The 22,065-nt window shown below is 74.9% G+C and carries 20 protein-coding genes and 7 pseudogenes; 10 read left to right on the top strand and 17 right to left on the bottom strand.

What is annotated here, in order from left to right; genetic code table 11:
• Positions 1–29: 29 nt before the first annotated feature.
• The 4 genes from JKP75_RS23640 to JKP75_RS03040 are packed head-to-tail and all read right to left on the bottom strand — an operon-like array spanning position 30 to position 3,908.
• On the bottom strand, positions 30–965 hold the full coding sequence (locus JKP75_RS23640) for a GNAT family N-acetyltransferase (RefSeq protein ID WP_200489237.1): 936 nt from the start codon (positions 963–965) through the stop codon (positions 30–32).
• Positions 966–972: 7 nt separating this feature from the next.
• The gene (locus JKP75_RS03050; protein ID WP_200489238.1) at positions 973–1,707 is read right to left on the bottom strand and encodes a class I SAM-dependent methyltransferase; all 735 of its coding nucleotides are present in this window, start codon (positions 1,705–1,707) and stop codon (positions 973–975) included.
• 43 nt (positions 1,708–1,750) lie between these two features.
• A complete protein-coding gene (locus tag JKP75_RS03045; protein WP_200489239.1) occupies positions 1,751–3,121 on the bottom strand; it encodes a hypothetical protein in 1,371 nt (456 codons plus the stop codon).
• On the bottom strand, positions 3,114–3,908 hold the full coding sequence (locus tag JKP75_RS03040; RefSeq protein WP_200489240.1) for a methyltransferase domain-containing protein: 795 nt from the start codon (positions 3,906–3,908) through the stop codon (positions 3,114–3,116). Before JKP75_RS03040 ends, JKP75_RS03045 begins: the two co-directional genes overlap by 8 nt.
• A gap of 248 nt (positions 3,909–4,156) precedes the next feature.
• Between JKP75_RS03040 and JKP75_RS03035 the strand changes: the two genes are divergently transcribed.
• The 8 genes and pseudogenes from JKP75_RS03035 (at position 4,157) to JKP75_RS22405 (ending at position 11,052) form a co-directional block, all read left to right on the top strand.
• Complete coding sequence (locus JKP75_RS03035) at positions 4,157–4,675, top strand: FdtA/QdtA family cupin domain-containing protein (RefSeq protein ID WP_309229466.1); 519 nt, start codon at positions 4,157–4,159, stop codon at positions 4,673–4,675.
• Positions 4,672–5,082: pseudogene (locus JKP75_RS24310) on the top strand (DegT/DnrJ/EryC1/StrS family aminotransferase); the annotation flags it as partial. The gene JKP75_RS03035 and the pseudogene JKP75_RS24310, both read left to right, overlap by 4 nt.
• A 22-nt stretch (positions 5,083–5,104) precedes the next feature.
• Positions 5,105–5,803 (top strand): DegT/DnrJ/EryC1/StrS family aminotransferase, encoded by a 699-nt coding sequence (locus JKP75_RS23300; RefSeq protein ID WP_309229465.1) that lies wholly within the window; start codon positions 5,105–5,107, stop codon positions 5,801–5,803.
• Positions 5,800–6,078 (top strand): annotated as a pseudogene (locus tag JKP75_RS24305) (glycosyltransferase family 2 protein); the annotation flags it as partial. The gene JKP75_RS23300 and the pseudogene JKP75_RS24305, both read left to right, overlap by 4 nt.
• A gap of 37 nt (positions 6,079–6,115) precedes the next feature.
• On the top strand, positions 6,116–7,141 hold the full coding sequence (locus tag JKP75_RS03025; protein ID WP_242471141.1) for a hypothetical protein: 1,026 nt from the start codon (positions 6,116–6,118) through the stop codon (positions 7,139–7,141).
• Between the two features lie 44 nt (positions 7,142–7,185).
• Positions 7,186–8,475 (top strand): citrate synthase, encoded by a 1,290-nt coding sequence (locus tag JKP75_RS03020; RefSeq protein ID WP_200492755.1) that lies wholly within the window; start codon positions 7,186–7,188, stop codon positions 8,473–8,475.
• Positions 8,476–8,639: 164 nt separating this feature from the next.
• Entirely contained in the window at positions 8,640–8,831 is a 192-nt protein-coding gene (locus tag JKP75_RS03015) for a hypothetical protein (RefSeq protein ID WP_200489242.1), read from the top strand.
• A gap of 196 nt (positions 8,832–9,027) precedes the next feature.
• Positions 9,028–11,052: an NlpC/P60 family protein gene (locus tag JKP75_RS22405; RefSeq protein WP_309229464.1), complete on the top strand. Its 2,025-nt coding sequence runs from the start codon at positions 9,028–9,030 to the stop codon at positions 11,050–11,052.
• 23 nt (positions 11,053–11,075) lie between these two features.
• Here JKP75_RS22405 and JKP75_RS03005 read toward each other — a convergent pair whose 3' ends face one another.
• The 12 genes and pseudogenes from JKP75_RS03005 to JKP75_RS02965 form a co-directional block, all read right to left on the bottom strand.
• Positions 11,076–11,837 carry a hypothetical protein gene (locus tag JKP75_RS03005; protein ID WP_200489243.1) on the bottom strand — a complete coding sequence of 254 codons (762 nt, stop codon included), beginning with the start codon at positions 11,835–11,837 and terminating at the stop codon, positions 11,076–11,078.
• Positions 11,837–12,178, bottom strand: a complete 342-nt coding sequence (locus JKP75_RS03000) for a hypothetical protein (protein ID WP_200489244.1) — start codon at positions 12,176–12,178, stop codon at positions 11,837–11,839. Before JKP75_RS03000 ends, JKP75_RS03005 begins: the two co-directional genes overlap by 1 nt.
• A 169-nt stretch (positions 12,179–12,347) precedes the next feature.
• Entirely contained in the window at positions 12,348–13,424 is a 1,077-nt protein-coding gene (locus JKP75_RS02995) for a flagellar biosynthesis protein FliA (RefSeq protein WP_200492754.1), read from the bottom strand.
• A gap of 74 nt (positions 13,425–13,498) precedes the next feature.
• On the bottom strand, positions 13,499–13,987 hold the full coding sequence (locus JKP75_RS02990; protein ID WP_200492753.1) for a hypothetical protein: 489 nt from the start codon (positions 13,985–13,987) through the stop codon (positions 13,499–13,501).
• Positions 13,988–14,338: 351 nt separating this feature from the next.
• Positions 14,339–14,491 (bottom strand): annotated as a pseudogene (gene csrA, locus JKP75_RS24300) (carbon storage regulator CsrA); the annotation flags it as partial.
• Between the two features lie 87 nt (positions 14,492–14,578).
• Entirely contained in the window at positions 14,579–15,034 is a 456-nt protein-coding gene (gene fliW, locus JKP75_RS02980; protein WP_200489246.1) for a flagellar assembly protein FliW, read from the bottom strand.
• Complete coding sequence (locus tag JKP75_RS20305; RefSeq protein WP_242472753.1) at positions 15,034–15,543, bottom strand: hypothetical protein; 510 nt, start codon at positions 15,541–15,543, stop codon at positions 15,034–15,036. The genes fliW and JKP75_RS20305 overlap by 1 nt, the downstream gene beginning before the upstream one ends.
• A 121-nt stretch (positions 15,544–15,664) precedes the next feature.
• Positions 15,665–15,913, bottom strand: a pseudogene (locus JKP75_RS20300) (flagellar hook protein); the annotation flags it as partial.
• Positions 15,914–15,918: 5 nt separating this feature from the next.
• Positions 15,919–16,554 (bottom strand): flagellar basal body rod C-terminal domain-containing protein, encoded by a 636-nt coding sequence (locus JKP75_RS20295; protein WP_242472752.1) that lies wholly within the window; start codon positions 16,552–16,554, stop codon positions 15,919–15,921.
• Between the two features lie 85 nt (positions 16,555–16,639).
• Positions 16,640–17,020, bottom strand: a pseudogene (locus JKP75_RS24295) (flagellar hook-associated protein FlgK); the annotation flags it as partial.
• 238 nt (positions 17,021–17,258) lie between these two features.
• Positions 17,259–17,327: pseudogene (locus JKP75_RS23630) on the bottom strand (hypothetical protein); the annotation flags it as partial.
• The gene (locus tag JKP75_RS02965) at positions 17,324–17,806 is read right to left on the bottom strand and encodes a flagellar protein FlgN (protein ID WP_200489249.1); all 483 of its coding nucleotides are present in this window, start codon (positions 17,804–17,806) and stop codon (positions 17,324–17,326) included. The gene JKP75_RS02965 and the pseudogene JKP75_RS23630, both read right to left, overlap by 4 nt.
• A 185-nt stretch (positions 17,807–17,991) precedes the next feature.
• Here JKP75_RS02965 and JKP75_RS02960 point away from each other — a divergent pair, with 185 nt between their 5' ends.
• A complete protein-coding gene (locus tag JKP75_RS02960; RefSeq protein WP_200489250.1) occupies positions 17,992–18,939 on the top strand; it encodes a sigma-70 family RNA polymerase sigma factor in 948 nt (315 codons plus the stop codon).
• A 259-nt stretch (positions 18,940–19,198) separates the two neighbouring features.
• Positions 19,199–20,187: pseudogene (locus JKP75_RS02955) on the top strand (IS481 family transposase).
• On the opposite strand, the gene JKP75_RS02950 reads toward JKP75_RS02955, so the two are convergent.
• Positions 20,184–22,061, bottom strand: coding sequence for a hypothetical protein (locus tag JKP75_RS02950; RefSeq protein WP_200492752.1), 1,878 nt, complete (start codon positions 22,059–22,061; stop codon positions 20,184–20,186). The pseudogene JKP75_RS02955 and the gene JKP75_RS02950 overlap by 4 nt on opposite strands.
• Between the last annotated feature and the right edge of the window lie 4 nt (positions 22,062–22,065).

Raw genomic sequence — 22,065 nt, 5'->3', positions numbered from 1 at the left:
CGCCGGGCCTGCGGGCCCGGCGCGACGGCTCAGCCCAGGTCGACCGTGAACACCTTGCGCGTCCCCGGGACCGCGCCCACCGCGCGCTTGAACTCGGCCAGCCCGGGGTTGAGCCGGCCCTGGTCGTCCGAGGCAGGACCGAGGTCGATCAACCGGGCGCCGTGCCGCAGGCAGTCCGCGTAGACGAGGTAGGCCAGCAGGTCCATCGGGGAGCGCTCCTCCCCCGGGGCGTCGGCCCAGTGCACGACCTGGTCGATGCCGTCGAGCACCCGGTAGACCACCGCGGCCGCGACGGCGCGGCCCTCCACCCGCAGCAGCCGCATGCGGATGCGGTCGGGGAAGGCTTCCTGCGCGCGCCGGAGGTAGTCCAGGGCCAGCGGCTCGGGCCTGCCCTTCGCCCGCCGGTTCCCGGCGATGATGGCGTGCAGGGTCGCGAGGTCCTCCCCGCCGTCCACCGGGGTGAGCTCGACCGACCCGCGCAGCGATGCGCGGACGTACCGGCGCTTGCGCGGCTTGAGCAGGTCCAGCACGTCGTCGTCGGGGGTGAACCGCGACAGGTCCACGTGCATGTTCAGGTCGCAGTGCTCGACGGCGAAGCCCCGGTCGAGCAGCGCGAACTCCACCAGCGGCTCGGCGGCGGAGTAGACCAGCGGCCGCGCCCTGATCCGCGCCGTCCGCACACCGTCCTCGCGCAGCGCCGCCAGGGCGCCCGTCACCAGGGCGACGACGTCCTCGACCGACGGGTCCGGAGCCACCAGGTCGGGCCCGCCGAACGGGGCGCTGTGCCCGGACAGCAGCACACCGTCGGTGACGACGCCTTCCAGCACGCCGACCAGCCGGTCCTCGCGGCGGTGCTCGTACCGCCAGCGGCGACCGGCCGGGATGCCGTTCAGGTCGTGGAACCCCGGGTCGCAGAACAGCAGGCCGTCCCCGGGGAAGGGCTCGACGTCGAGGAGCACCGGCACGACCGGCTCAGCCCACCCGTCGGGCGCGGACGGCGATGTTCGCGCCGAAGTCCGCGGGCAGCTCGTCACCCAGGTCGTTGAGCGCCTGGATGAGCTCCGGGGAGTGGTCCAGCATCATCCCGTTGGGCAGCACCTTGAGGAAGAAGCCCTTGCGCTCGAACGGCTCGAACCCGCCCTGGCGCAGGTCGGCCTCCAGCCCGTCGAGGTCGTAGACCCGCTGGTGGCCGACCAGGTGGTCCCGTGCGCTCAGGGTGTCCAGCTCCGGCTGCAGCCCCATGAGGACGGCGAGCCGGCGGTGCAGCGACCGCTTGTTGGGGACGACGACGACGATCTCCCCGCCCGGCTTCACCCACGAGCGCAGGTGCGCGGCCAGCGGCACCGGGTCGTCGACGTGCTCGAAGACGTGCAGGGCCAGCAGCTTGTCGCACGGGGTGGCGGGCTCGTGGTCCTCGAAGAGCGCCTCCACGACCTCGACGCCCGGGAAGTCGGTCCGGACGCGGGCGGCGAGGCTGGGCGCGCCCTCGACCACCACGTACCGGCGCGGCAGCGGGGCCAGCCGGGCGAGCGTGACGCCCTCGCCGGCGCCGAGCTCGACGACGTGGTCCTCCGGCGAGACGAGGGAGGCCAGCCAGTCGCAGCAGTGCTCCTGGCAGGCGTCCTCGATGAACTTGTCGGGCACCTCGTCGTTGAGGTGGTAGCTGTGGGCGATCCGCTCCAGTTCCTGGGTGCGGGCGGCGGTCATCGGTCCTCCGGGAGTTCGGGGTGGTGCCGGTGGTGGCGGGCGGTCACGGGAGCTGCGCGGCGACCGCGAGCCCCTGGACCACCTGGTCGTTCATGGAGGTGGCTCCCCCACCCAGCAGGGCGCCGGTGAGCAGGGCGCCGGGGCAGGCGGCGGTCAGCGCGTCGGACGCCGTCGCCTCCGCGGCCACCGAGGCCGCGGTGGGTGCGGGGACCGCGCCGGGCGCGGCGACCGCCTTCACCACCCGCACGTCGGCGGACGGATCGGTGATGCCCAGCAGCCGGCCGAGCTCGGCGACCAGCTCGCCCGGGACGTCGGCGCCGTCCTTCAGCCGGGCGGCGGTGGCCGGTCCGGCCTCCACCACGACGCGGTGCTCGGCGGGGTCGAGGCCGGCGAGGGCGTCCTGGTCGGTGACCCGGTAGGTGGCGTACTCCCGGTCGACCACCGAGAGGCAGCCGACGGGCTCGGTGATCGCTGCGCCGCGGACGAGGCAGCAGACGAGAGCCACCGAGGCACCGGGCGCGCGCTCCTGCACCGGCAGCCCCAGCAGGGTCTGCAGGCGGTCGGCGCCCACGCCCAGGACGGGGCGCTCGGAGGACCACGACCCGTCCGCGGTGGCCGCGGTCCACCGGCTGCCCTCGAGAGCGAGCGAGGTGACCGCGCCGTCGTGCACCTGCACGGTCGGCATGGCCGCCAGGCGCGTCTCCAGCGTGCGGACGACGTCGCCGACGAAGCCCGTCGGCGTCGTCCAGAACGGGTACTCGGCCAGGCCGGTCGGCTGCCCCGCGCACGCGGCCGCCAGGGTCTCGGGCCAGTACAGCGGCAGCCAGCCGGCGCGGTGGTAGCGCGCCAACAGCGTGCCGGCGGCGGGTCCCAGCAGCTTCTCGGCGAACGGCTCGACCAGCCGGGCGTGGATGTCCTCGCCGTGGTTGGCGGCGGCGGCCTCGCGGTAGGGCAGCGCGTCGTAGGCAGCCCCGGCGACCTTGGCCGAGGCGTGCCGGGGGTCCTCCCGCGGCAGCGGCGCCGGCGGGCGGAAGCCGCCCTCGGCCAGCACGTCGAGGCGGTCGGCGACGAGGTGGTCGGGTCGGCGCCGGCCCTCCACGAGCGCCTCGGGGGTCGGCGTGCGGACGGGCCGGACGAGCTCGGCCTGCCAGCGGTCGACGCGGGCGCCGAACCGCGTCCAGTCGTAGCGGACCCGCGGGCGGTAGGTGGCCAGGTCGTCGTCGGCCGTGCTGCCCGCCGACTCCAGCAGCACCATGCCGAGGTCGAAGTCGGCCTCGGGCGTGCGCAGGCCCCGGAAGTGGCCACCCGGGCCGCGCCCGTCGGTCACCAGGACGACGTCGTGCCCCGCGGCGCCGAGCTCGACCGCCGCCACCAGGACGGCGAGGTTGTTGCCGACGAGGAGCGCCTCAGGCATCGGCCGGCTCCGCCCCGACGGGCACCGCGTCGACCGGCACCGTGTCGACCGGCACCGCGTCGACCCACAGCTCGGAGCCGAGGTCGGGCAGCAGCGCGGCGAGGGCGTCCAGGCCGTCGAGCAGCTCGGGGGTGAGGAAGCCGTCGTCGAGCAGGCGCTGCATCTGGCCGTGGGTGAACGGCTTGACGAAGAGGCTGCCGCGCTCGGCGACGGCGAACCCCGCCGCGCGCAGCTCCGCCTCGAGCCCCGCGGCGTCGTAGATCCCGCGCTGCTGCATCCGCAGCTGGGTGTCCGACGTCGTCGCCGGGTCCGGGATCAGCCCCATGGCGACCGCCAGCATCCGGTGCAGCGACCGGGCACTGGGCACGTTGACGTGCAGCCGGCCGCCGGGGGCGCAGAACCCGCGCGCGGCGGCCAGCAGCGCCTGCGGGTCGGGGACCTCGTGGAGCAGGCAGCTGAGCACCACCAGGTCGAACCCGCCACCCACGGACGCCGGGTCGACCCGTTCGGCGAAGTCCTCGACCACGACGACGTCGGGCCGGCCGGCGGCCAGGGCGCGGGCTCCGGCGGCGAACGCCGCGGTGGGCTCGATCACCACCGACCCGGTGCCGGGGAGGTCGGGGAACAGGGGCGCCTCGCCGCAGCCGATCTCGAGCACCCGGCGCGGGGCGTGGGCGGCGACGCGGGCGAGCACCAGCTTCCGCCGGTAGGCGATCTGCACGGGCTCGAACGGCAGGGCGCGGTACTGCTCCGCGTAGTCGACGAGGTCTCGCTGGACTACGGACACGGTGTTGTTCCTCCCCCCGGTGCGCGGCGGACCGGCCGGGGTGCCGGGTCCGCGGGCGGCTCCCGGGATGCCGGCCAGGGTAGGCACGGACCGGCCCCCGATCCGGGCACGTGCGGGGTGTCGGGGGCACCTGCGGGCACGAGGAACGGATGTGACGGAAGGGTCGCCCCGGTCCCCCGCCGGCCCCCGTCGGCGACAGCGGGGAGAGGCCGTCACGGCGTCGTCCGCGGCTGCCGATGACCAGGGGCGTGACTCTCCTCGAACGGCGTTCCCTGGGTCCCGGCCGGCGGACGACGGACTGGAATCCGCGGCCGGCCGACGGTGGCGCGGGCTGCCGGGTCGTCGACCTGCCGCGCATCACCGACCCGCGCGGCAACCTCACCATGATCGAGGGCGGCGACCACGTCCCCTTCGACATCGCCCGCGTCTACTACCTGTACGACGTCCCGGGTGGCGAGTCCCGCGGCGGGCACGCCCACCGCGACCTCCAGCAGCTGATCGTGGCCGCGTCCGGCAGCTTCGACGTCGTGGTGGACGACGGCACCAGCACCGCCCGCTTCCACCTGAACCGCTCGTACCACGGGCTGTACGTGCCCCGGCTGACCTGGCGCGAGCTCGGGAACTTCTCCTCCGGCAGCGTCTGCCTGGTGATGGCGTCGCTGCCCTACTCCGAGGACGACTACTACCGCGAGTACGACGACTTCACCGCGGCCCGGCAGGCCGCCGAGGCGGCCGGCGAGGTCACCCCCGCCCCCCTGCCGGCATGACCGCGGCGCCGGAGGCGGTCCGGGTCCCGTTCCTCGACCTCGCGGGGCTGCACGCGGAGCTGCGCACCGAGCTGGACGCGGCCGCGCTGCGCGTCCTGCGCAGCGACCGGGTCCTCCTGGGCCCGGAGCTCGAGGGCTTCGAGCAGGCCTGGGCCGCGGCGGTCGGCGCCCGGCACGCCGTGGGGGTGGGCAGCGGCCTGGACGCGCTGTCCCTGGGCCTGCGGGCGCTCGGCGTCGGCCCCGGCGACGAGGTCCTGGTCCCCTCGCACACCTTCGTCGCGACCTGGCTGGCCGTGCTGCACGTCGGCGCCGTCCCGGTCCCGGTCGACGTCAGCTCCGCGGCCGGGGCATGGGAGCCCGCGGCGCTCGAGGCCGCCGTCACCCCCCGGACGCGGGCCGTCGTCCCGGTGCACCTGTACCGGGCACCCGGTGGACCTCGACGCGGTGGCCGACGTCGCCCGCCGGCACGACCTCGTCGTCCTCGACGACGCCGCGCAGGCGCACGGCGCCCGGCGCGACGGCCGGCCGGTGGGCGGCGGCCCCGCGCACGCGACCGCCTGGAGCTTCTACCCGGGCAAGAACCTCGGTGCGATCGGCGACGGCGGCGCGGTGACGACCTCCGATCCGGAGACCGCGCGCCGGCTGCGGTCGCTGCGCAACTACGGGTCTTCCGAGAAGTACCGGCACGACGAGGTGGGGTGGAACAGCCGGCTCGACGAGATCCAGGCGGCGCTCCTGACCGTCAAGCTGGGCCGGCTCGACGAGCACAACGGCCGCCGCGAGGCAGCCGCCCGCAGGTACGACGATGGCCTGGCCGGCCTCGGGGAGGAGCTCGAGCTCCCCACCCGGGTGCCCGGGACGACCCCCGCCTGGCACCTGTACGTCGTCCGCACCCCGCACCGCGACCGGCTGCGCGAGCACCTCTCCCGCTGCGGCGTCGAGACGCTCGTGCACTACCCCGTGCCGCCGCACCGCCAGCCCGCCTTCGCCGGCACCGGCCTGGCCGAGGCGCACCTGCCGGTGGCCGACCGGCTCGCCCGCGAGGTGCTCAGCCTGCCGATGGGCCCCACCCTGCGCCCGGAGCAGCAGGACGCGGTCATCGACGCGGTGCGCGGCTTCCGCCCGTGAGCGACCCGCTCGTCAGCATCCTGATCCCGACCTGCAACGGCGAGGCGCACCTGCGGGCGGCGCTGCGCTCCGCGCGCGAGCAGAGCTACCGGGACGTCGAGATCATCATCGGCGACGACGCGTCCACCGACCGCACCCCGGAGATCATCGCCGCCGCCGCGGCCGAGGACGACCGCATCCGCGTCATCCGGCACGAGACGAACGGCGGCGGCTACGACAACCTGCAGTCGATCCTCGAGGCGGCCCGCGGCGAGTACGTGAAGTACCTGCTCCACGACGACGTGCTGGCCACCCGACTGCGTCCGCGAGCTCGTGCGCGGCCTGGAGGCGACCCCGGGCGCGGCCCTCGCCTTCTCCCGCCGGTCGCTCATCGACCAGGACGGCCGGCCGGTGGCCGGGCACGAGTTCCCGGCGCTGCGCGACCGCCCCGGCGCGATCGCCGGGCCGGAGCTCGGGACCAGCATGCTCGAGACCTGCACGAACGTCGTCGGGGAGCTCTCCACGGCGCTGTTCCGCAGGGACGCCCTGCCGGTCGCCACGATGTGGGAGCCGGACGGGCGGCGCATCGACTCCCTCACCGACGTGAAGATCTGGCTGGAGCTGCTGGCCCAGGGCCCCGCCTTCTACACCCCGCGCGTGCTGAGCCGCTTCCGCGTGCACCCGGGCCAGAACTCGATGAACCCCTGGATGACCGCGCGCGCCGAGCGGGACTGGGTCCGCCTGATCGACTCGGGGATCCGGCAGGGGTTCCTGCCCGAACAGGCGCAGCGTCGTCGCGCGTACGCGCGGGTCCTGCAGCACGCCACCGCGCGCCTCGCCTCGCTCGTCGACGGTCCCGACTACGGGCCGGCGCTCGAGGCCCTCTACCTCAGCACCGCGGCGCTCGTCGAGTTGCGTCCCGGAGCCGCCGACGACGTCGCCGACCCCGCCGTCGAGCCGCTCTGGGTCCGGGCGCACCGGCCCGAGCTCCGGGGCCGCCTCGACCAGCAGCTGGAGGTGTGGACCCGGCTCTTCCCGATCGCCCTCGCGGCACCGGCGCTGGACCGCGCCGAGATGAGAGCGACGGTGCAGGCGTTCCGTGACGTGACCTCGGCCGTGGTGGCCGAGAAGCTCGTGATCGCGGTGCCGTCGGCATCTCTCGAGGCAGCCGTGCCGCTGATCGAGGAGGCGCTGGCCGAGGGGTCCGACGTCGACGTCGAGCTCGTGCCGTCGGACGACCCCGCCGGGCTGCTGGTCCACCCGTGGCTGGCGGTCGCACCCCGCGGGGCCCGCTGGCACCTCGACCGGTGCGCCGGGGTGTGGACCTTCGACGTGAGCGCATCCGCCGCTCGGCGGTGACGACGGCGGGTCACCCGGCCACGACGGGGGTAGCGTCCCGGGGGATGAGCGAGACAGATGTAGCCCTGCGCTACCCCGGTGGAGAACTGCCCCTTCCCGTCAAGCAGGCGACGGAGGGGGCCGACGGCATCGACACGAGCAAGCTGCTGGCCACGACCGGCACGGTCGCGCTGGACATCGGCTTCGTGAACACCGCCGCGTGCACCTCGGCGATCACCTACATCGACGGTGACGCCGGGATCCTGCGCTACCGCGGCTACCCGATCGACCAGCTGGCCGGCAAGGCGAGCTTCCTCGAGGTCAGCCACCTGCTGATCTACGGGGAGCTGCCGACCGCCGACCAGCTCGCCGAGTTCGACCAGCGGATCCGGCGGCACACCCTGCTGCACGAGGACCTCAAGCAGTTCTTCAAGGGCTTCCCGCTGGACGCGCACCCGATGCCGGTGCTCTCCTCGGCGGTCAGCGCCCTGTCGACCTTCTACCAGGACTCGCTGGACCCGTTCGACCAGGACCAGGTCGAGATGTCCACGACCCGCCTGCTGGCCAAGCTGCCCACCATCGCGGCCTACGCCTACAAGAAGAGCGTCGGCCAGCCGTTCCTCTACCCGGACAACTCCCTCGGCCTGGTCGAGAACTTCCTGCGCATGACGTTCGGCTTCCCGGCCGAGCCCTACGACGCCGACCCGGAGCTGGTCAAGGCGCTGGACATGCTGTTCGTGCTGCACGCCGACCACGAGCAGAACTGCTCGACGTCGACCGTCCGGCTGGTCGGCTCCTCGCACGCCAACCTGTTCGCCTCCGTCTCGGCCGGCATCAACGCGCTGTTCGGCCCGCTGCACGGCGGCGCCAACCAGTCGGTGCTGGAGATGCTCGAGGCGATCAAGGCCGACGGCGGCGACATCCCCCGGTTCGTCGAGCGGGTCAAGAACAAGGAGCCCGGCGTCAAGCTGATGGGCTTCGGCCACCGGGTCTACAAGAACTACGACCCGCGCGCGGCCATCGTGAAGGCCACCGCCGACACCGTCCTGGACAAGCTCGGCGGCAGCAACGAGCTGCTCGACCTCGCCCGCCAGCTCGAGGACATCGCGCTGAAGGACGACTACTTCGTGGAGCGCAAGCTCTACCCGAACGTCGACTTCTACACGGGCCTGATCTACCAGGCGATGGGCTTCCCGACCCGGATGTTCACCGTGCTGTTCGCGCTCGGCCGGCTGCCCGGCTGGATCGCCCAGTGGCGCGAGATGATCGCCGACCCGACCACCAAGATCGGCCGCCCCCGGCAGCTCTACGTCGGAGAGACCGAGCGCACCTTCGTGCCGCTCGACCAGCGCTGACAGGGCCCTGACAGGGCTCTGACAGGGCGCTGAGCAGGGCACTCGGACACCGGGCCGGGTCGATTCCCCCAGGGGGAGCCGACCCGGCCCGCGCTGCGTCCGGGGAGCCGCCCCCTACGGTGAGGGCCCCGCACCCGCGCAGCCGACGACCTGGAGGTCCGCCCATGGCCGAGCCGCCCGGCGACGACGTCCTCGTCGTGCCGCCGATCCCGCTGGCCAGCGGCAGCGTGCTGGAGCCCGAGGGCGACGGGCCGCCGGTCCGCATCAGCACCGTCGAGCTCGTGGTCTCCACCGAGGACGGCGAGGAGCTGCGCATCCCCCTCGTGCACCGGCACGGCGCCTGGTGGGCACCGTGAGGAACCGCCGGTAACCGGCCCGACGGGGGCTCACCCGTCCGAGCACCACCCGCGAGTTCACCCTCCCCCGCAGGGGTGAGACCGCCTCCCCCTCCCTCAGGCGCCCGATCCGGGCCGTCGATACGAGGTCAGAGCCCGACTGCACTCCGCAGCCGGGCCGGCCATCGCAACGACGACACCGCCGGGGGACGCCGCAGTGCCCGCACCACGCACGCCCGTCCGCTCCGCGCCCCGGGGCCGCACCCCGGCCGCGCGGCCGGCGATGAGCGCCCGCGAGGCCCAGGCGCTGCGCGAGGCGATGGCCCTGCGCGAGGCGATGGCCCTGCGCGAGGCGATGGCCCTGCGCGAGGCGATGGCCCTGCGCCAACTGGCCGCGGCCCGCCCCGACCTCACCCCCGCCCAGCTCGCCGCCGCCCGCGCCGCGCTCGCTGCGCAGGCCTCCCCCCGGGGCACCCGGCCCGCGGCGAAGCGGCCCGCCACCCAGCGCCCGGCGGGGAAGCGACCCACGCCCAAGGGCCCCACGAGGAAGCGCCCCGCGGCACCGGAGGAGCGCACCGGTTCGCGCTGGTCCACCCGCCTCGGCGTCGTGGCGCTGGGTGCGCTGATGGTCCCCGCGCTCGTCGCCGTGGTGCTGCCCGGCGTCACCACCCCCGCCGGCGGGCCGCTGGACGTCACCGCCCTGGCGCTGACCGCCCGCAGCTCGATGCTGGAGGCGGCCGACGGCTACCGCTCGCTGGAGCAGACGGCGGCGCAGCTGCGCGCCGAGCTCCAGGCGGCCCGGGACGCCGAGCAGGCCGCCCGTGAGGCCGTGGACGCCGACCGGCGCGTCGTCGGCAGCCACGCCGCCGACCTCTACCGTGCCTCCCCCACCGCCCGCTACCCCGGGCTGGCCCTGGACGCCGGCGACGCCGCCGCCACCTCCGGCGTGCTGCACCAGCAGGCCGCCAGCGAGCTCGGCGAGCGCGCGCTGGAGACCGCCGTGGTGCGCGCCGAGCGCACCGGCGCGGCGCTGGCCGCGGCGGAGGTCCGCGTCGAGCGGGCCGAGGCCGCGGTGGATGCCGCCGAGGCCGAGGTCGCCGCCGCCCTCGGCGCGATGCGCGACCGGGTGGACGAGCTGAGCACCGAGGTCACCGGCCGGCTGGCCGGGCTCGGGACCGTGCCGGCCGCCGGGCAGCAGCAGGAGCGCAACCAGCAGGCGGTCGCCCGCTGGCAGACCTACCTCGCCCAGCTCACCGCGGCCGAGGTCGTCCCGCCGCCCGCCGCCGCGCTGACCGGCCCGGGAGAGCTGCCCGCCGGCCTCTCCCCCGCGCTCGACGCCGCGGGACAGCCCGTGCCGGGAGTCGCCTGGGCGATCGTGGGCAGCAGCCCGGTGACCGTGCTGCCGTCGGAGACGGTCGCGGCGGTCAGCAACGCGCTCTCCCAGCTGGGCCGGCCCTTCGTGCCCGGCACCGCCGGCCCGGAGACCTACGACTGCGGCGGTTTCACCGCCGCCTCCTGGCTGCTCGGCGGGTACGCGCTGCCCGCGACCCCGCAGGGGCAGTGGGCCGCCGCGGCCGCGGTGCCGCTGGACGGCCTGCAGGTCGGCGACCTGGTCTTCGCCCCCGGCGGCGAGGACGTCGGCATCTACCTCGGGGACGGCGACGTCGTCGGCGCCTCCGCGGCGACCTACCAGGTGGGCGTCCGCTCGCTGGCCGCCGGATCCACCGCCGTCCGCGTGCCGGTGCTGGCCGCCGAGCCCAACGCCCCCCTGCCCGGGGGCGGCCCGACCGGCCCCTGCGGTGCCCCCCTCCCCACCCCCGGGGTGAGCAGCCCGCAGTGGGGTGGCTGGGACAACGGCGAGATCCCGACCAGCGCCCTGTGCCAGCTCGGCGTGTACCGCCACGCGCTGCGCTGCGACGCCGCGGCCGGCTACGCGCAGATGAGCACGGCCTTCCGCGCCCAGTTCGGCCGGGACCTGTGCATCACCGACTCCTACCGGTCGCTGGGCAGCCAGATGGCGGCGTTCCGCGCCAAGCCGGCCCTCGCGGCGGTGCCCGGCACCTCGAACCACGGCTGGGCCCTGGCCGTCGACCTGTGCGGCGGCATCAACATCGCCGGCAGCACCGAGTGGCGCTGGATGACCGCCAACGCCGGGCGCTTCGGGTTCGTGCAGCCCGACTGGGCCGCGCCCCGCGGCGAGAAGCCCGAACCCTGGCACTGGGAGTACGGCTACATCTCCTAGCCGCTACGCCGCCGGGCGCCGGCTCAGAGCCAGCGGAGGTCGGCCAGCCGCGCCCACGGCAGGGTCACGCTCACCTCGGGGGTCTCCCCCGCCAGGCGCGCGGCCACGCTGCCGCCGGCGCAGGCCAGCGGACGGTGCGGGGTGACCACGGCGTGCAGGTCGTCGACGGGCAGGCCGGTGGCCGCGATGCGCGCGCGCAACCGGTCGGGCGCGGCGAGCACGGTGGTGGCCAGCGAGGGCACCACCGGGTGCGACCAGATCGCCACCGGGCCCTCGACCCGCTCCACCAGCTCCACCGAGCCCGAGCGCAGCGCCGCCGCGGCCCGGGTGGCGCGCACCCGGTCGGCACCGGTGCCGGCTCCGGGGCTCCACGGCAGGGCGACGTCGCCGCGGCGGACCACGACCCGCCAGCCGACCGCGGAGCGCACCGCGTCGGCCCAGTCCAGGACGGCGACCCCGGCCGCGGCCGCAGCCGCGTCGGTCACCGGGCGCCGCTCCACCCAGGCGCCCAGGGCGGCGGCCATCGCCTCGGGGGTGGCCGCGACGCCCGCCCGGGTCATGTCGTCGGCGAGCTCCTCGAGGTCGACGCGCAGGGTCCGCTCGTCCTCCTCGACGACGACGACCGAGCCCGCGGCGGTCCGGCGCACCAGCTCCACCCGCAGGTCGGGGCCGGTCATCGACGGCAGCACGGCGGTGGCGACCTCGAGCAGGTCGGCCACCCCGATCCGGGTGGGGCGCAGCCGCTGCAGGAGGCTGGCGGCCCCGCGGCTCCCGAAGCCGGTCATCACGAGTCCCCCGACAGGCGGGCCCGGAGCTCCCCGGGCAGCGCGCACAACGCCAGGACGGCGGTCACCTCGGGCAGGCTGAGGCGGACGGGCAGCACGTCGGCGTCCCAGCCGGTGGCCAGCCGCACGCGGGCGGCGGGGGCCGGCCACACGGCGTCCCGCGCGGCGGCCACGTGCAGCTCGGTGAGGACGTCCTCGAGGTGGATGAGGGCGACCGGGTGCACCCCGGGGGCGCCCAGCGCGGCCCGGACGGCGGCGGCCAGTTCGACGCGGTGCGCGGCGCCGAGCCAGTGCGGCACGAGGACGCCGGAGCCGGTCCCGCCGGCGGGGGCGGCGCTCACCGGGCGCCGTCCCGGACCGGGCGCCGGCCGACCGCACCCCGCGCGACCGCGGGCGCGGTCCGGCGGGTCGGGCTGCACGACGTCACGAGGTGGATATCGGCAGGGCAGCGCCCGGATGGACCCGTTCCAGGCAACCAATCGTCGCGCTGCGGCGGGAGGGCCGGGACGGTCAGTCGACCAGCTCGGCCAGCCGGCCCTTGAGAGCCTTCTCGACCCGGTCGGCGTAGACGTTCATGTTGCGCACCGACGTGTTGAGGTCGGCCGAGAGCTGCGTCTTGGTCTGCCCGCCCCACGTGGTGAGGTACCAGGTCGCCCAGCCGAGCACGTTCGGCTGGCCGGCCCGCTGGTCGGGCCGGGCGTCCGGGTCGGGCGCGCAGGCCGCGGTCAGCGCGTGCGAGAGCAGCGTCTGCTCGGCCTCGCCCATGATCTCGTCGGGCGCCTCGCCCGAGTCGGGCAGCAGGATCTCGGTGCCGTCGGGACCGCCGTCGAGGGACTGCAGGTTGCGCAGCCCGTTGAGGGTCGCCACCGTCTGCGAGTTGCGCCGGAGGGTCGCCACGCTCTGCCCCATGTAGGCGGCGAGCTCCTTCTCGCTGGGCCGGCGCTGGTGCTCGGCGATGAAGGCGGCGATCGCCTTCTGCTGCTTGTGCTCGGTGTCGGCGGCGGTCCGCCCGTGGGCGTTGCGCCCCAGGTCGTGCACCCACTTGGACAGCTGGGTGGCCAGGAAGGCGCCGAAGGGGACCGACTTGGTCTCGTCGAACTGGCTGACCGCCTTGAGGATCCACTCGTACACCTGCTGGCCCAGGTCGTCCGGGTCGGGCAGGTGCAGCCGGATCGTGCTCATGTTGCGCTGCAGCCGCTTGAGGCTGACCGGGCCGTAGTGCCGGCACAGGTCGGCGAGGAACTCCGGTGGCAGGTCGCGGGGGGCGCGGCGCCGCACGTCGGTCTCCGCGCGCAGCCCGACCGTCGTGCAGCCGCGCCCGGCGCACCAGGCGCGCACCCAGTCGGCGAGCACCGAGGCCGAGCCGCATGCGCCGTCCACGCGGTAGAGCCCGTCGCCTTGGTCGTAGCTGACGGTGACGCCGTCGGGCAGGTCGGCGCGGAACTCGTCGAGGGGCAGCTCGCGGTCGACGCGGAAGTGCACGCGGTCGCGGGGCGTGATGGGCGCGAGCGCCCATCCCTCGGCCTCGGGGAGGCCGCCGAAGACGAGCGGCTGGCGGGTGCGGGCGGGGGCGGAGATGTCGGACACCGGAACTCCTGGGCACTGCGGGGAAGGACAGACCTCGGGGAGAAGGCCTGCGAAGACGCTCGGGAGGCCGGCCGTCAGGCCGGGATGCGCTCCCCCGGGCCGGCGGTCCGCGGGCTCGGGATCGGGGCGGGGTCGGCCGACACCGGCAGGGCCTCGACGACGTCGGCGGCGGTGGCACCGGCGGCGGCCCGCTCCAGCAGGACGGCGGCGGCGGCGCGCTCGGCCGGGCTGGGCTCGGCGACGTAGACGGGCATGTGGTCGTAGAGCGAGGTGAAGACGGCGCTCACGAAGGCGTACGCCGCCTGGGCCTGCGGGGAGAACTTGGCGACAGCGGTCCGGGGGCCGAGGTCGACACCCACGGTCACGCGGACGACGCGGTCGTCCTTGCTCAGCCCGGAGACGGCGAAGGCGACCTCGTCGTGCTCGGCGGCCAGCGTCGCCAGCGCCGCGAGGCACTTGCGGATCGCGCCGCGGCGGGGCCGCAGCTGCACGTGGACCACCACGGACTCCGGCTCGGCGCCGAGATCGACGTCGGCCTGCGCGTTGGATGCAGTGTGTTGCACGGTGATCGCCCCCTGTCACTTGCTTGGGGGCAAATCTGCCGCATCCCCTCGGCAGCGAAGGGCACAACACTCGCCGTGTCATACGCACGTATGCATCAACACTTCGGCAGAAGTTGCCCGTGTCGCACGCACGAAGGCCCGCTGGGCGGCTCCCTTGGCAGGGTCTGCCGAAGGAACCGCGGCAGACCTGGTCGGTCAGCCCTGCGCGTCCCCAGCCTCCGGCACCGCGTCGGCCGGGGTGGGGACGGGGGCATCCCCTGCTGCGCCGGCTGCGGCCGCCGAGGGGGCGAAGGCGGCCAGCGCGCCGAGCGTGTCGGCGGTGACCTGGGCGGCGAGGAGGTTGGCCTCCGCGATCTGCCGGTAGACCTCCTCGCGGTGGATGGTGACCTCGCGCGGCGCCTTGAAGCCGAGCCGGACGGTGCCACCGCGCACCTCGACGACGTGGACCTCGATGTCGTCGCCGATGCGGATGGTCTCGCCGACGCTGCGGGTGAGTGTGAGCACGTGTACCCCTCCATGGGTGCTGTGTGTGTGGCCGTCCGTGGCGGCCCGGCGGCAGCCGGGCGGCGGCGCGCTGCGCCGCTGGGAGTGTTATCGGCGCATCGGGCGCCGGACCGGATGCGCGGGATCGAGCAGGACGACCTGCCGGGCGCGGGCGGTGAGGGGGCTCACGACCAGCGGTGCCCGGAGGTTGGCGGTGGCCGCGGAGACGTCCCCCGCGGGCACCGTCACCAGGCAGTGCACCTGCGCCTCCGAGACCTCCCCGATGCCGAGTTCGACGCAGGCCGCCCAGGGCAGCTGCGGTGCGTACTCCGGGAAGTATGCGTCCGCCCGGGCGACGAGGAACCGCGGGCCGTCGGGGGCGACCGACTGCAGCCACGACAGGTTCCCCGTGCCGTCGGCCGGGACCAGCACGTAGTCCCGGTGCTCCGGGAAGCCGAGCAGGGGCTCGGTCAGTGTGAGCACCTGCACCGCGGGGACCGGCAGGGCCGGCGCGGCCGCGGGGGCGTGCGGGCGCGCGGCCAGGGCGGCCGGGGTCGGGGCCATCAGCGCAGGTAGTCCATGAGCGTGGGCGAGATCGACTTCGCGGTCGCGGCGAGCGCGGCCTCGTAGCCCATCTGGCGCATCTGCACGTCCATGATCGTCTTGGGCAGGTCGATGTCCTCGGCCGCGCCCAGCTGGGCCCGGAGGGTCAGCTGCCGGTCCAGGTTGACCTGCTCGGCCTGCTCCAGCCGCGACGCGCGGGCGCCGATGTCGGCGATCGCTCCCTGCATCGTCCCGAAGACGGCGTCCAGGTCCTCCAGGTGGCCCTGGAGCGCCGAGGGGTCGGCCACCAGGTCGGTGGCGATCCGGCCGACGACGGCGAACAGGTCGTCGCTGCCGGCGCCGAAGGCCTCGGGGCCGGTCAGGTCGACCCGCAGCAGCTCGCTGTCGGAGACCCGGCGGAGCACCTCGGCGCCGCCGTTGCCGATGTAGGCACCGGTCGGGTCGTAGGCGTTCTGGCCGGCGGTCACGCCCCCGAAGAGCGGGCGGCCCATGACCTTGGTGTTGGCCATGCTGAGCAGCCCGTCGCGCAGCGACGCGACCTCGATGGCCAGCGCCTCCTGTGCTCGCGGGCGAGCTCGCCGCGTTGGAGCCCTGGACGGTGAGGTTCCGGACGCGCTTGACCACGTCCATCATCTCCATGAGCGTGGAGCCGCCCTGCTCCAGCCACGCCTTTGCGTCGGTGACGTTGCGCGACTGCTGGTTGACCGAGGCCTGCTGGGCGCGCGTCTGCATCGCCGTGTTGGTCCCGGTGGGCGAGTCCGAGGGACGGCTGATCGCCTTGCCCGAGGTGAGCTGCTGCTGCAGCTTGCCCAAGGCCTCGAGGTTGCTGTTGAGGCCCTGCAGGCTGGTGAGCGTGACGGCACGCTGGGTGATGCGCACTCAGATCACAGCCCCACGCGGCCGGTGCGGTTGATCAGCACGTCGAGCATCTCGTCGATCGTGCTGACCAGCCGGCCGGCGGCGGAGTACGCGTGCTGGTACGAGAGCATGTTGGTCATCTCCTCGTCGAGGTTGACGCCGGCGACCGAGTCGCGGGAGGCGTCCACCTGGGTCGTGATGACCCGCTGGATCTCCAGTCCGCGGTTGGCCACCGCGGCCTCGACCCCGAGCTGCACCACGAGCTTGCGGTAGGTGGCGTCCGGGCCGCCGGCCTTGTTGCGCAGCTGCGCGATCTCGTCGGCCTTGCTGCTGTCGGTGTTCGGGCCACCCGCCAGTCCGGAGGCGGCGATCAGCGCCGGGTCGGTGAACGCCAGCTCGATGGTCGCCGCCGTGATCGGCCCGCCGTCGGAGGACCGGAACACGTCGCCGCCGGGGTTCCCGAGCTTGTCGTAGGCGTTGTCGGTGTGCACCCCGTTGACGGCGGCGGCGATCGCCCCCGCCAGCTGGTCGAGGTCGGTCTGGTAGTTCGGGAAGACGCCGTTGAGCGCGGTCAGCTGACCACCGGCGGTCCCGTCCGGGTTCACCGTGTGACCACCGACGGCGGTGACCACGCGCACCTTGTCCGTGGCGGTGCCGGCCATGTCGAGGCTGCCGGCGACGGCGAGCTTCGAGGCGCTCGGACCCACCGACGAGCGTCACGCCGCCGACGATGACGTCGAGCATGCCGTCCTTGGCCTGGCGGACGGTCGCGCCCGCCTGGTCGGCGAGCTTCATCACCAGGACGTCGCGCTGGTCCACGAGGGCGTTGACCGGCAGGCCGGTCTGGTTGCCGCGCTGGATCGCCTGGTTCAGGTCGGCGATCGAGGCCGCGGCGGCGTTGACGTCGTCCACCAGGACGGTCAGGTTCCCCCGCGTCTGCGTCCACTGCGCGTCCAGCGAGGCCGACGCGAAGTGCAGGCCGCCGACCAGCGCCGTCATCTGCTGGATGACCTGGACGCGGGCGGCGTCGGTCTCCGGGCTGTTGGCCACGGCCTCCCAGCCGTCCCACACGTCGGCGAGCAGGGCCTGGATGCCGTTGCTTCCGGGCTCCCGGAACGCCGTCTCCACCTGCTCCAGCGACGCGGCCTCGGCGCTGAGGCGGGCGAAGTTGGCGTGCTCGGTGTGCCCGCGGCCCTCGAGGAAGGACGTCGCGGATGCGGGTGACCTGGTCGACGGACACGCCGCCGCCGATGCCGTCGCCGACCGAGTAGAACGCGGGGACCGCGCTGCCGCCGATGGCCTGCATCTCGGCCCGCTGGCGGCTGTAGCCGTCGGTGTTGACGTTCGCGATGTTCTGGCCGACGACGTCGAGCGCGCGGCGCTGCGCCCAGAGCGCCGTGGTGGCCGAGTTGAGCGCGGCGAAGCTCCCGCTCACAGCGCGCCGTCCAGGGTGACCGCGCGGTGGCTGCCGTCGTCGTGCCGGCCGCTGGCGCCGTACGTGCCGGCCGCCGCGCGGGTCTGCACCAGGGCGTCCCCGATGGCGGCCAGGCCGCCCTCGATGAGCTCGCGGTTGGCGTCGGACAGGCTGCGCAGGTCGGTGATGAGCACCAGCAGCGCCTCGTGGTGCTTGCCGAACAGGTCGTTCCAGGGGGCGGGCGCGGCTTCCGCGACCTGCTTCAGCGACGGGTTGGCCCCCAGGCCCAGCCGGCCGGCGATGGTCTCGGTGGCCGCGGCGCGCTCCACCTCCAGGGTGCGCAGCTGGTCCAGCACGACCTCGATCTCGTGCGCGATGCGCGCCAGCCAGCGGGTCTTACCCGTGACGATCAGGTACTGCTTCTCCTCGGCCTTGAACAGCAGCAGGTCCAGGAGCTCCTGCTCCCGCCACAGCAACGTCGACAGGTGCTGGTAGTCCACGCGTCCACCGCCTCTCCGTCACTCGCCCGGGCGCCGTCCACCCGGTCGACGCGTCCTCGTTGCAGGAGGCTTCGGCACCCCCGGGAGCCCCCTCAAGCCGAAGCGCGGAGCGAAGTGCTCAAGTCGAGACCGAAAGTTGCCGATGGGCGGTGCCACAGCGGCCCCGGTCCGCCGAGAAGGAGGACGTGAGCCCAGCCCGTGCCCTTGCGTCCGAGCGCCCTCTGCGCGAGCGGGTCCCGCGTGAGCGGCCCGCGGCCGGGCGGATCCCGCACCCGTCCCGGAACCCCGGCGCCCAGCGCAGCCAGGCCGACGTCGACGCCCTGGTCACCGAGCACCTGCCGCTGGCCGCGTTCGCCGTCAACGCCGTCGCGGCCCGCATCTCGCTGCCCGCGCACGTGAGCCGGGACGACCTGGTCTCCTGCGCGCACGTCGCGCTCGTCGAGGTCGCCAGGCGCTTCGACCCGGCCGCCGGCGCCTCGTTCGCGACCTACGCCCTGGCCCGCCTGCAGGGCGCCGTCCTCGACGAGCTGCGCTCGGGCGACTGGGCGAGCCGCTCGGTGCGCGCGGCCGCCCGTCGCACCGAGGCGGCCGCCGACGCGCTGGCCGTCTCGCTCGGCCGGCCCCCGACACGGGAGGAGCTCGCCGCCGCGCTCGGTGTCCCGCGCAGCGAGCTGGACAGCCTCCAGGTGGACGTCCACCGCGCCGTGATGGTGAGCATCGACGCCGAGACCGGTCAGGACGGCGGATCGCTGGACCTGCCCGACACCGGCGAGTCCCCCGAACGCGCCCTGCTGCGCGGGGAGCGCGCCCGCTACCTCCACGAGGCGATCCGCGCGCTGCCCGATCGGCTGGACGAGGTCATCGAGCGGAACTTCTTCGGTGACGAATCCCTGACCGACATCGCCGAGGACCTCGGGGTCACCCTCTCCCGCGTCTCGCAGATGCGGGCCCGTGCCCTCACGCTCCTGCACGCCGCGATGAGCGAGGTCTGGGACGGCCGCGCGGTCCAGGCCGACGGCGGCGTGCGCGCCCGCAACCAGCAGCGCAGCTACGTCGACCGGGTCGCCGGCCGGCAGCCGGCGGCCGTGCCCGGCCCCCGGAACCCCTGGGCCGGGGTGGCCCGACCGGCCTGACCCCGCCCGACCCACCCGGCCCGACCCGGCCACGATCAGGGAACCTGATCGTGGCGCTACCTCCCTCACGGTGGACGGTGAGGGAGGTAGCTGCGCGGTGAGGGAGGACGGCCCCGCGGGGCGCTAGCTGTACTGACCAGAGACGTTGGTCGAGGAGCTGTGACGACGGGATCTGAGTAGAGGTCTTGTTCGGGGAGGACCTCCGGGCGTGGAGTGGAGCTGCTGAAGGCACCCATTCCACGAGTCACCGGAGGTCCTCGTGCTCCACGCTAATGCCGCCTTGACCCCGCGCCAGCGTCTGCGGATGGCCCAGCTGATCGTCGAGGACAACTGGCCCAAGGTTCGGGCCGCGGAGTTGTTCGGAGTGGCGTGGACGACCGCGGATCGGTGGGCCGAGCGGTATCGAACGCTGGGTGCCGCCGGCATGGTCGATCGCTCCAGCCGTCCGCGCACCAGCCCCACCAAGACCGCCCCGGAGACGACGAAGCGGATCGTGTCGCTGCGGCTGCGCAAGCGGTGGGGCGCGGTCCGGATCGCCGCGGAAACCGGCGTGGCGGCCTCGACCACCGGGGCGGTGCTGCGCCGCTGCGGCCTCAGTCGGCTGTCTCGTATCGAGCGTCGCGAGCACCAGGTGGTGCGCTACGAGCACGCCGCTCCCGGCGATCTACTGCACGCCGACGTGAAGAAGCTGGGCAACATCCCCGCCGGCGGCGGCTGGCGCTTCCTCGGCCGCGAACAAGGCAAGGCCAACCGCACCGCCGATGGCGGCCGCGCCCGCAGCCGCCACGGGCAGCCGCTGATGCGCCACGGCTTCATCCACGTCGTGCTCGACGACCACACCCGGCTGGCCTACGCCGAGATCCACAACGACGAACTCGGGGCCACCGCCACCGCGGTGCTGCGCCGCGCGGTGAACTGGTTCGCCGACCGGGGCGTGACCGCCCGCAGGGTGCTCACCGACAACGGAGGCTGCTACCGCAGCCGCGACTGGGCGGCCGCCTGCGCCCAGCTCAACATCACCCCAAAACGGACCGGCCCTACCGCCCGCAGACCAACGGAAAGGTCGAACGCTTCAACCGCACCATGACCAGCGAATGGGCCTTCGCTCAGCTCTTCACCAGCGAAGCCGACCGCCGCGCCGCCTTTCCTGCTTGGCTACACGGCTACAACCACCATCGGCCCCACACCGGCATCGGCGGCCACCCACCCATCAGCCGCTTGACCAACCTGCCCGGTCAGTACAGCTAGCGCGCGAGGAGCGCCCGGTCGCCGTCGGACCACAGCGCGGAGGCGAGGAACTCCTCCACCACGGCCAGCGAGTCGGGCGTGAAGGTGAGCTCCTCGCCGATCGCGAGCCCGGCCACGTCGGGGGCCTCGGCCTCCAGGCACAGGTCCCCGCAGGTCTCGGTGTCCTGGCCGACCGAGGCGAGGACCGACCGGAGCCGGTCGATGCTGGCGGCCCCGGTGCCGTCGTCCCCCTGCACCGGCGGCAGGCTGACGCGCAGCCGGGGGTGCGCCACGGCGAGCTCGGCCAGCCGCGCCGTCCACGCCTCGTGCCGCTCCCACTCGGCGGCGACCCGCACCGAGAGGGTGGGCCGGTGCGCGGCCGCGACCGAGAGGTCGTAGCGCATCCGCCGGTCGAACCGGTCGGCGATCGGCCCGCTGAACATCTCCGGCGCCAGCGTGCCGTCGGCCGGCAGCATGGGGGCGGTCAGGGGCAGCAGCCGTGCTCCGTACTCCGGGCTCTCGATCCGCACCGGGTACTCGTCCAGGTCGGCCGGGGCGGTGGCGCGGGCGCGGGCGTACAGGTCCTCGAGCGCGGCGTCCCACCCCGGACCGGCGTTGGTGCCGCGCACCTGCTGCTGGGCGTGCGCCGCCCGGCTGCGCCGGAGCTCGGGATCGCCGACCAGCTCGCCGAGGGCGCCCAGGTACTCCTCGTCGGTGCGCCCGACGTGACCGGGGCCGGCCGCGCCGGGGATCTGGGCGTAGTAGACGTCCCCGTACGGCACGTCCCGGTGCAGGCTCAGCGGGGGCAGCCCGGCCATCGCCGCCTCGAGCAGCGACGTCCCACCGCTCACCGGGAAGGAGTCCAGGTAGACGTCCATCGCGGGGAACAGCGACTCCGGGTCGGGGATGACACCCAGGGCGAACACGCGCCCAGGGAACCGCCCGGCCAGCAGCTCCCACGGTCCGGCCGGCGAGGGCCCGACCAGGTAGACGACCAGCTCCGGGAACCGCTCCAGCGCGCGGGCGAGGACCTCGTCGAAGCCCTCCCCCCAGATGGCCGACATCTTGTACGCGCTGCCCACGGTGAGCGCGGCCACCTGGTCCTCCAGGCCCAGCGCCTCCCGCATCTGCGCGCGGGACGTCGGGGGCGCCACGTCCGGGATCGGCAGCGGCAGCCGGGCGCGGCGCCCGACCGGGACGCCGCGGAGGTCGCCGGTCACCCGCAGGGCGCCGGCGCGGTTGTCCACGACCAGGTCGGCGCAGCCGAGACCGAGCCAGAAGGTGTGGTCGGCGTGGTTCTCCAGGAGGACCGGCGGTCGCCGGCCCGGCAGGTTCGCCGCGGCGAGCGCGATCGGGTCCGACGGGTGGGTGTGCAGCACGACCAGGTCGGCGTCGTCCATCTGCCGGCGGAGCGCGTGCGCCCGCCCGGTGAACGCGTGGTGGACCTCGGCCAGGTCGAGGACCCGTCCCCCGGTGCCCTCGACGGCTGCCCGCAGGGTGTCGGGCACCGGCCCCGCCTGGTTGGTCAGGACGACGTCGGAGCGACGGGGGTCCCGCGCGATCCAGCGCGCCGCCAGCCGGGTGTGCCCGCCCACGCCGTAGCCCTCGGTGAGGACGTGCAGCACCCGGCGGCGGTCACGCTGCCCGTCGACCTCCGGCGCGGGCGCTCCGGCGCGGGCGGTCGACACCACCAGGCGCTCCAGGACCGGGTCGCCCAGCAGCCCGACCGGGGCGTGCCAGGGCAGGTTGCCGGCCATCGTCGCGGTCAGGAGCACCCGCTCGAGGTCGCCCTGCCCGGCGTACGCGGCGGCCACCTCGACGAGGCGGTCGTAGTGCTCCCGGTGAATGGCGATCCGCTGCTGCCCGGTGCCGGGGAGCCCGCTCGGCGTGCGCATCGCG

It is taken from the genome of Blastococcus sp. TML/M2B (assembly GCF_016612865.1).
Classification (GTDB): Bacteria; Actinomycetota; Actinomycetes; order Mycobacteriales; family Geodermatophilaceae; genus Blastococcus.
Note: the sequence above shows the minus strand (reverse complement) of the source record. Positions and strands in the feature narration are given on the sequence as shown.

What these genes read in the sequence shown, in the direction of transcription:
- JKP75_RS03050 (WP_200489238.1), bottom strand. Translation starts at nt 1,707, where the DNA reads ATGACCGCCGCCCGCACCCAGGAACTGGAGCGGATCGCCCACAGCTAC.
- JKP75_RS20295 (WP_242472752.1), bottom strand. Translation starts at nt 16,554, where the DNA reads ATGGCCGGCACCGCCACGGACAAGGTGCGCGTGGTCACCGCCGTCGGT.
- JKP75_RS03015 (WP_200489242.1), top strand. Translation starts at nt 8,640, where the DNA reads ATGGCCGAGCCGCCCGGCGACGACGTCCTCGTCGTGCCGCCGATCCCG.
- JKP75_RS02950 (WP_200492752.1), bottom strand. Translation starts at nt 22,061, where the DNA reads ATGCGCACGCCGAGCGGGCTCCCCGGCACCGGGCAGCAGCGGATCGCC.
- JKP75_RS03045 (WP_200489239.1), bottom strand. Translation starts at nt 3,121, where the DNA reads ATGCCTGAGGCGCTCCTCGTCGGCAACAACCTCGCCGTCCTGGTGGCG.
- JKP75_RS03005 (WP_200489243.1), bottom strand. Translation starts at nt 11,837, where the DNA reads ATGACCGGCTTCGGGAGCCGCGGGGCCGCCAGCCTCCTGCAGCGGCTG.
- fliW (WP_200489246.1), bottom strand. Translation starts at nt 15,034, where the DNA reads ATGGCCCCGACCCCGGCCGCCCTGGCCGCGCGCCCGCACGCCCCCGCG.
- JKP75_RS03020 (WP_200492755.1), top strand. Translation starts at nt 7,186, where the DNA reads ATGAGCGAGACAGATGTAGCCCTGCGCTACCCCGGTGGAGAACTGCCC.
- JKP75_RS20305 (WP_242472753.1), bottom strand. Translation starts at nt 15,543, where the DNA reads ATGGCCAACACCAAGGTCATGGGCCGCCCGCTCTTCGGGGGCGTGACC.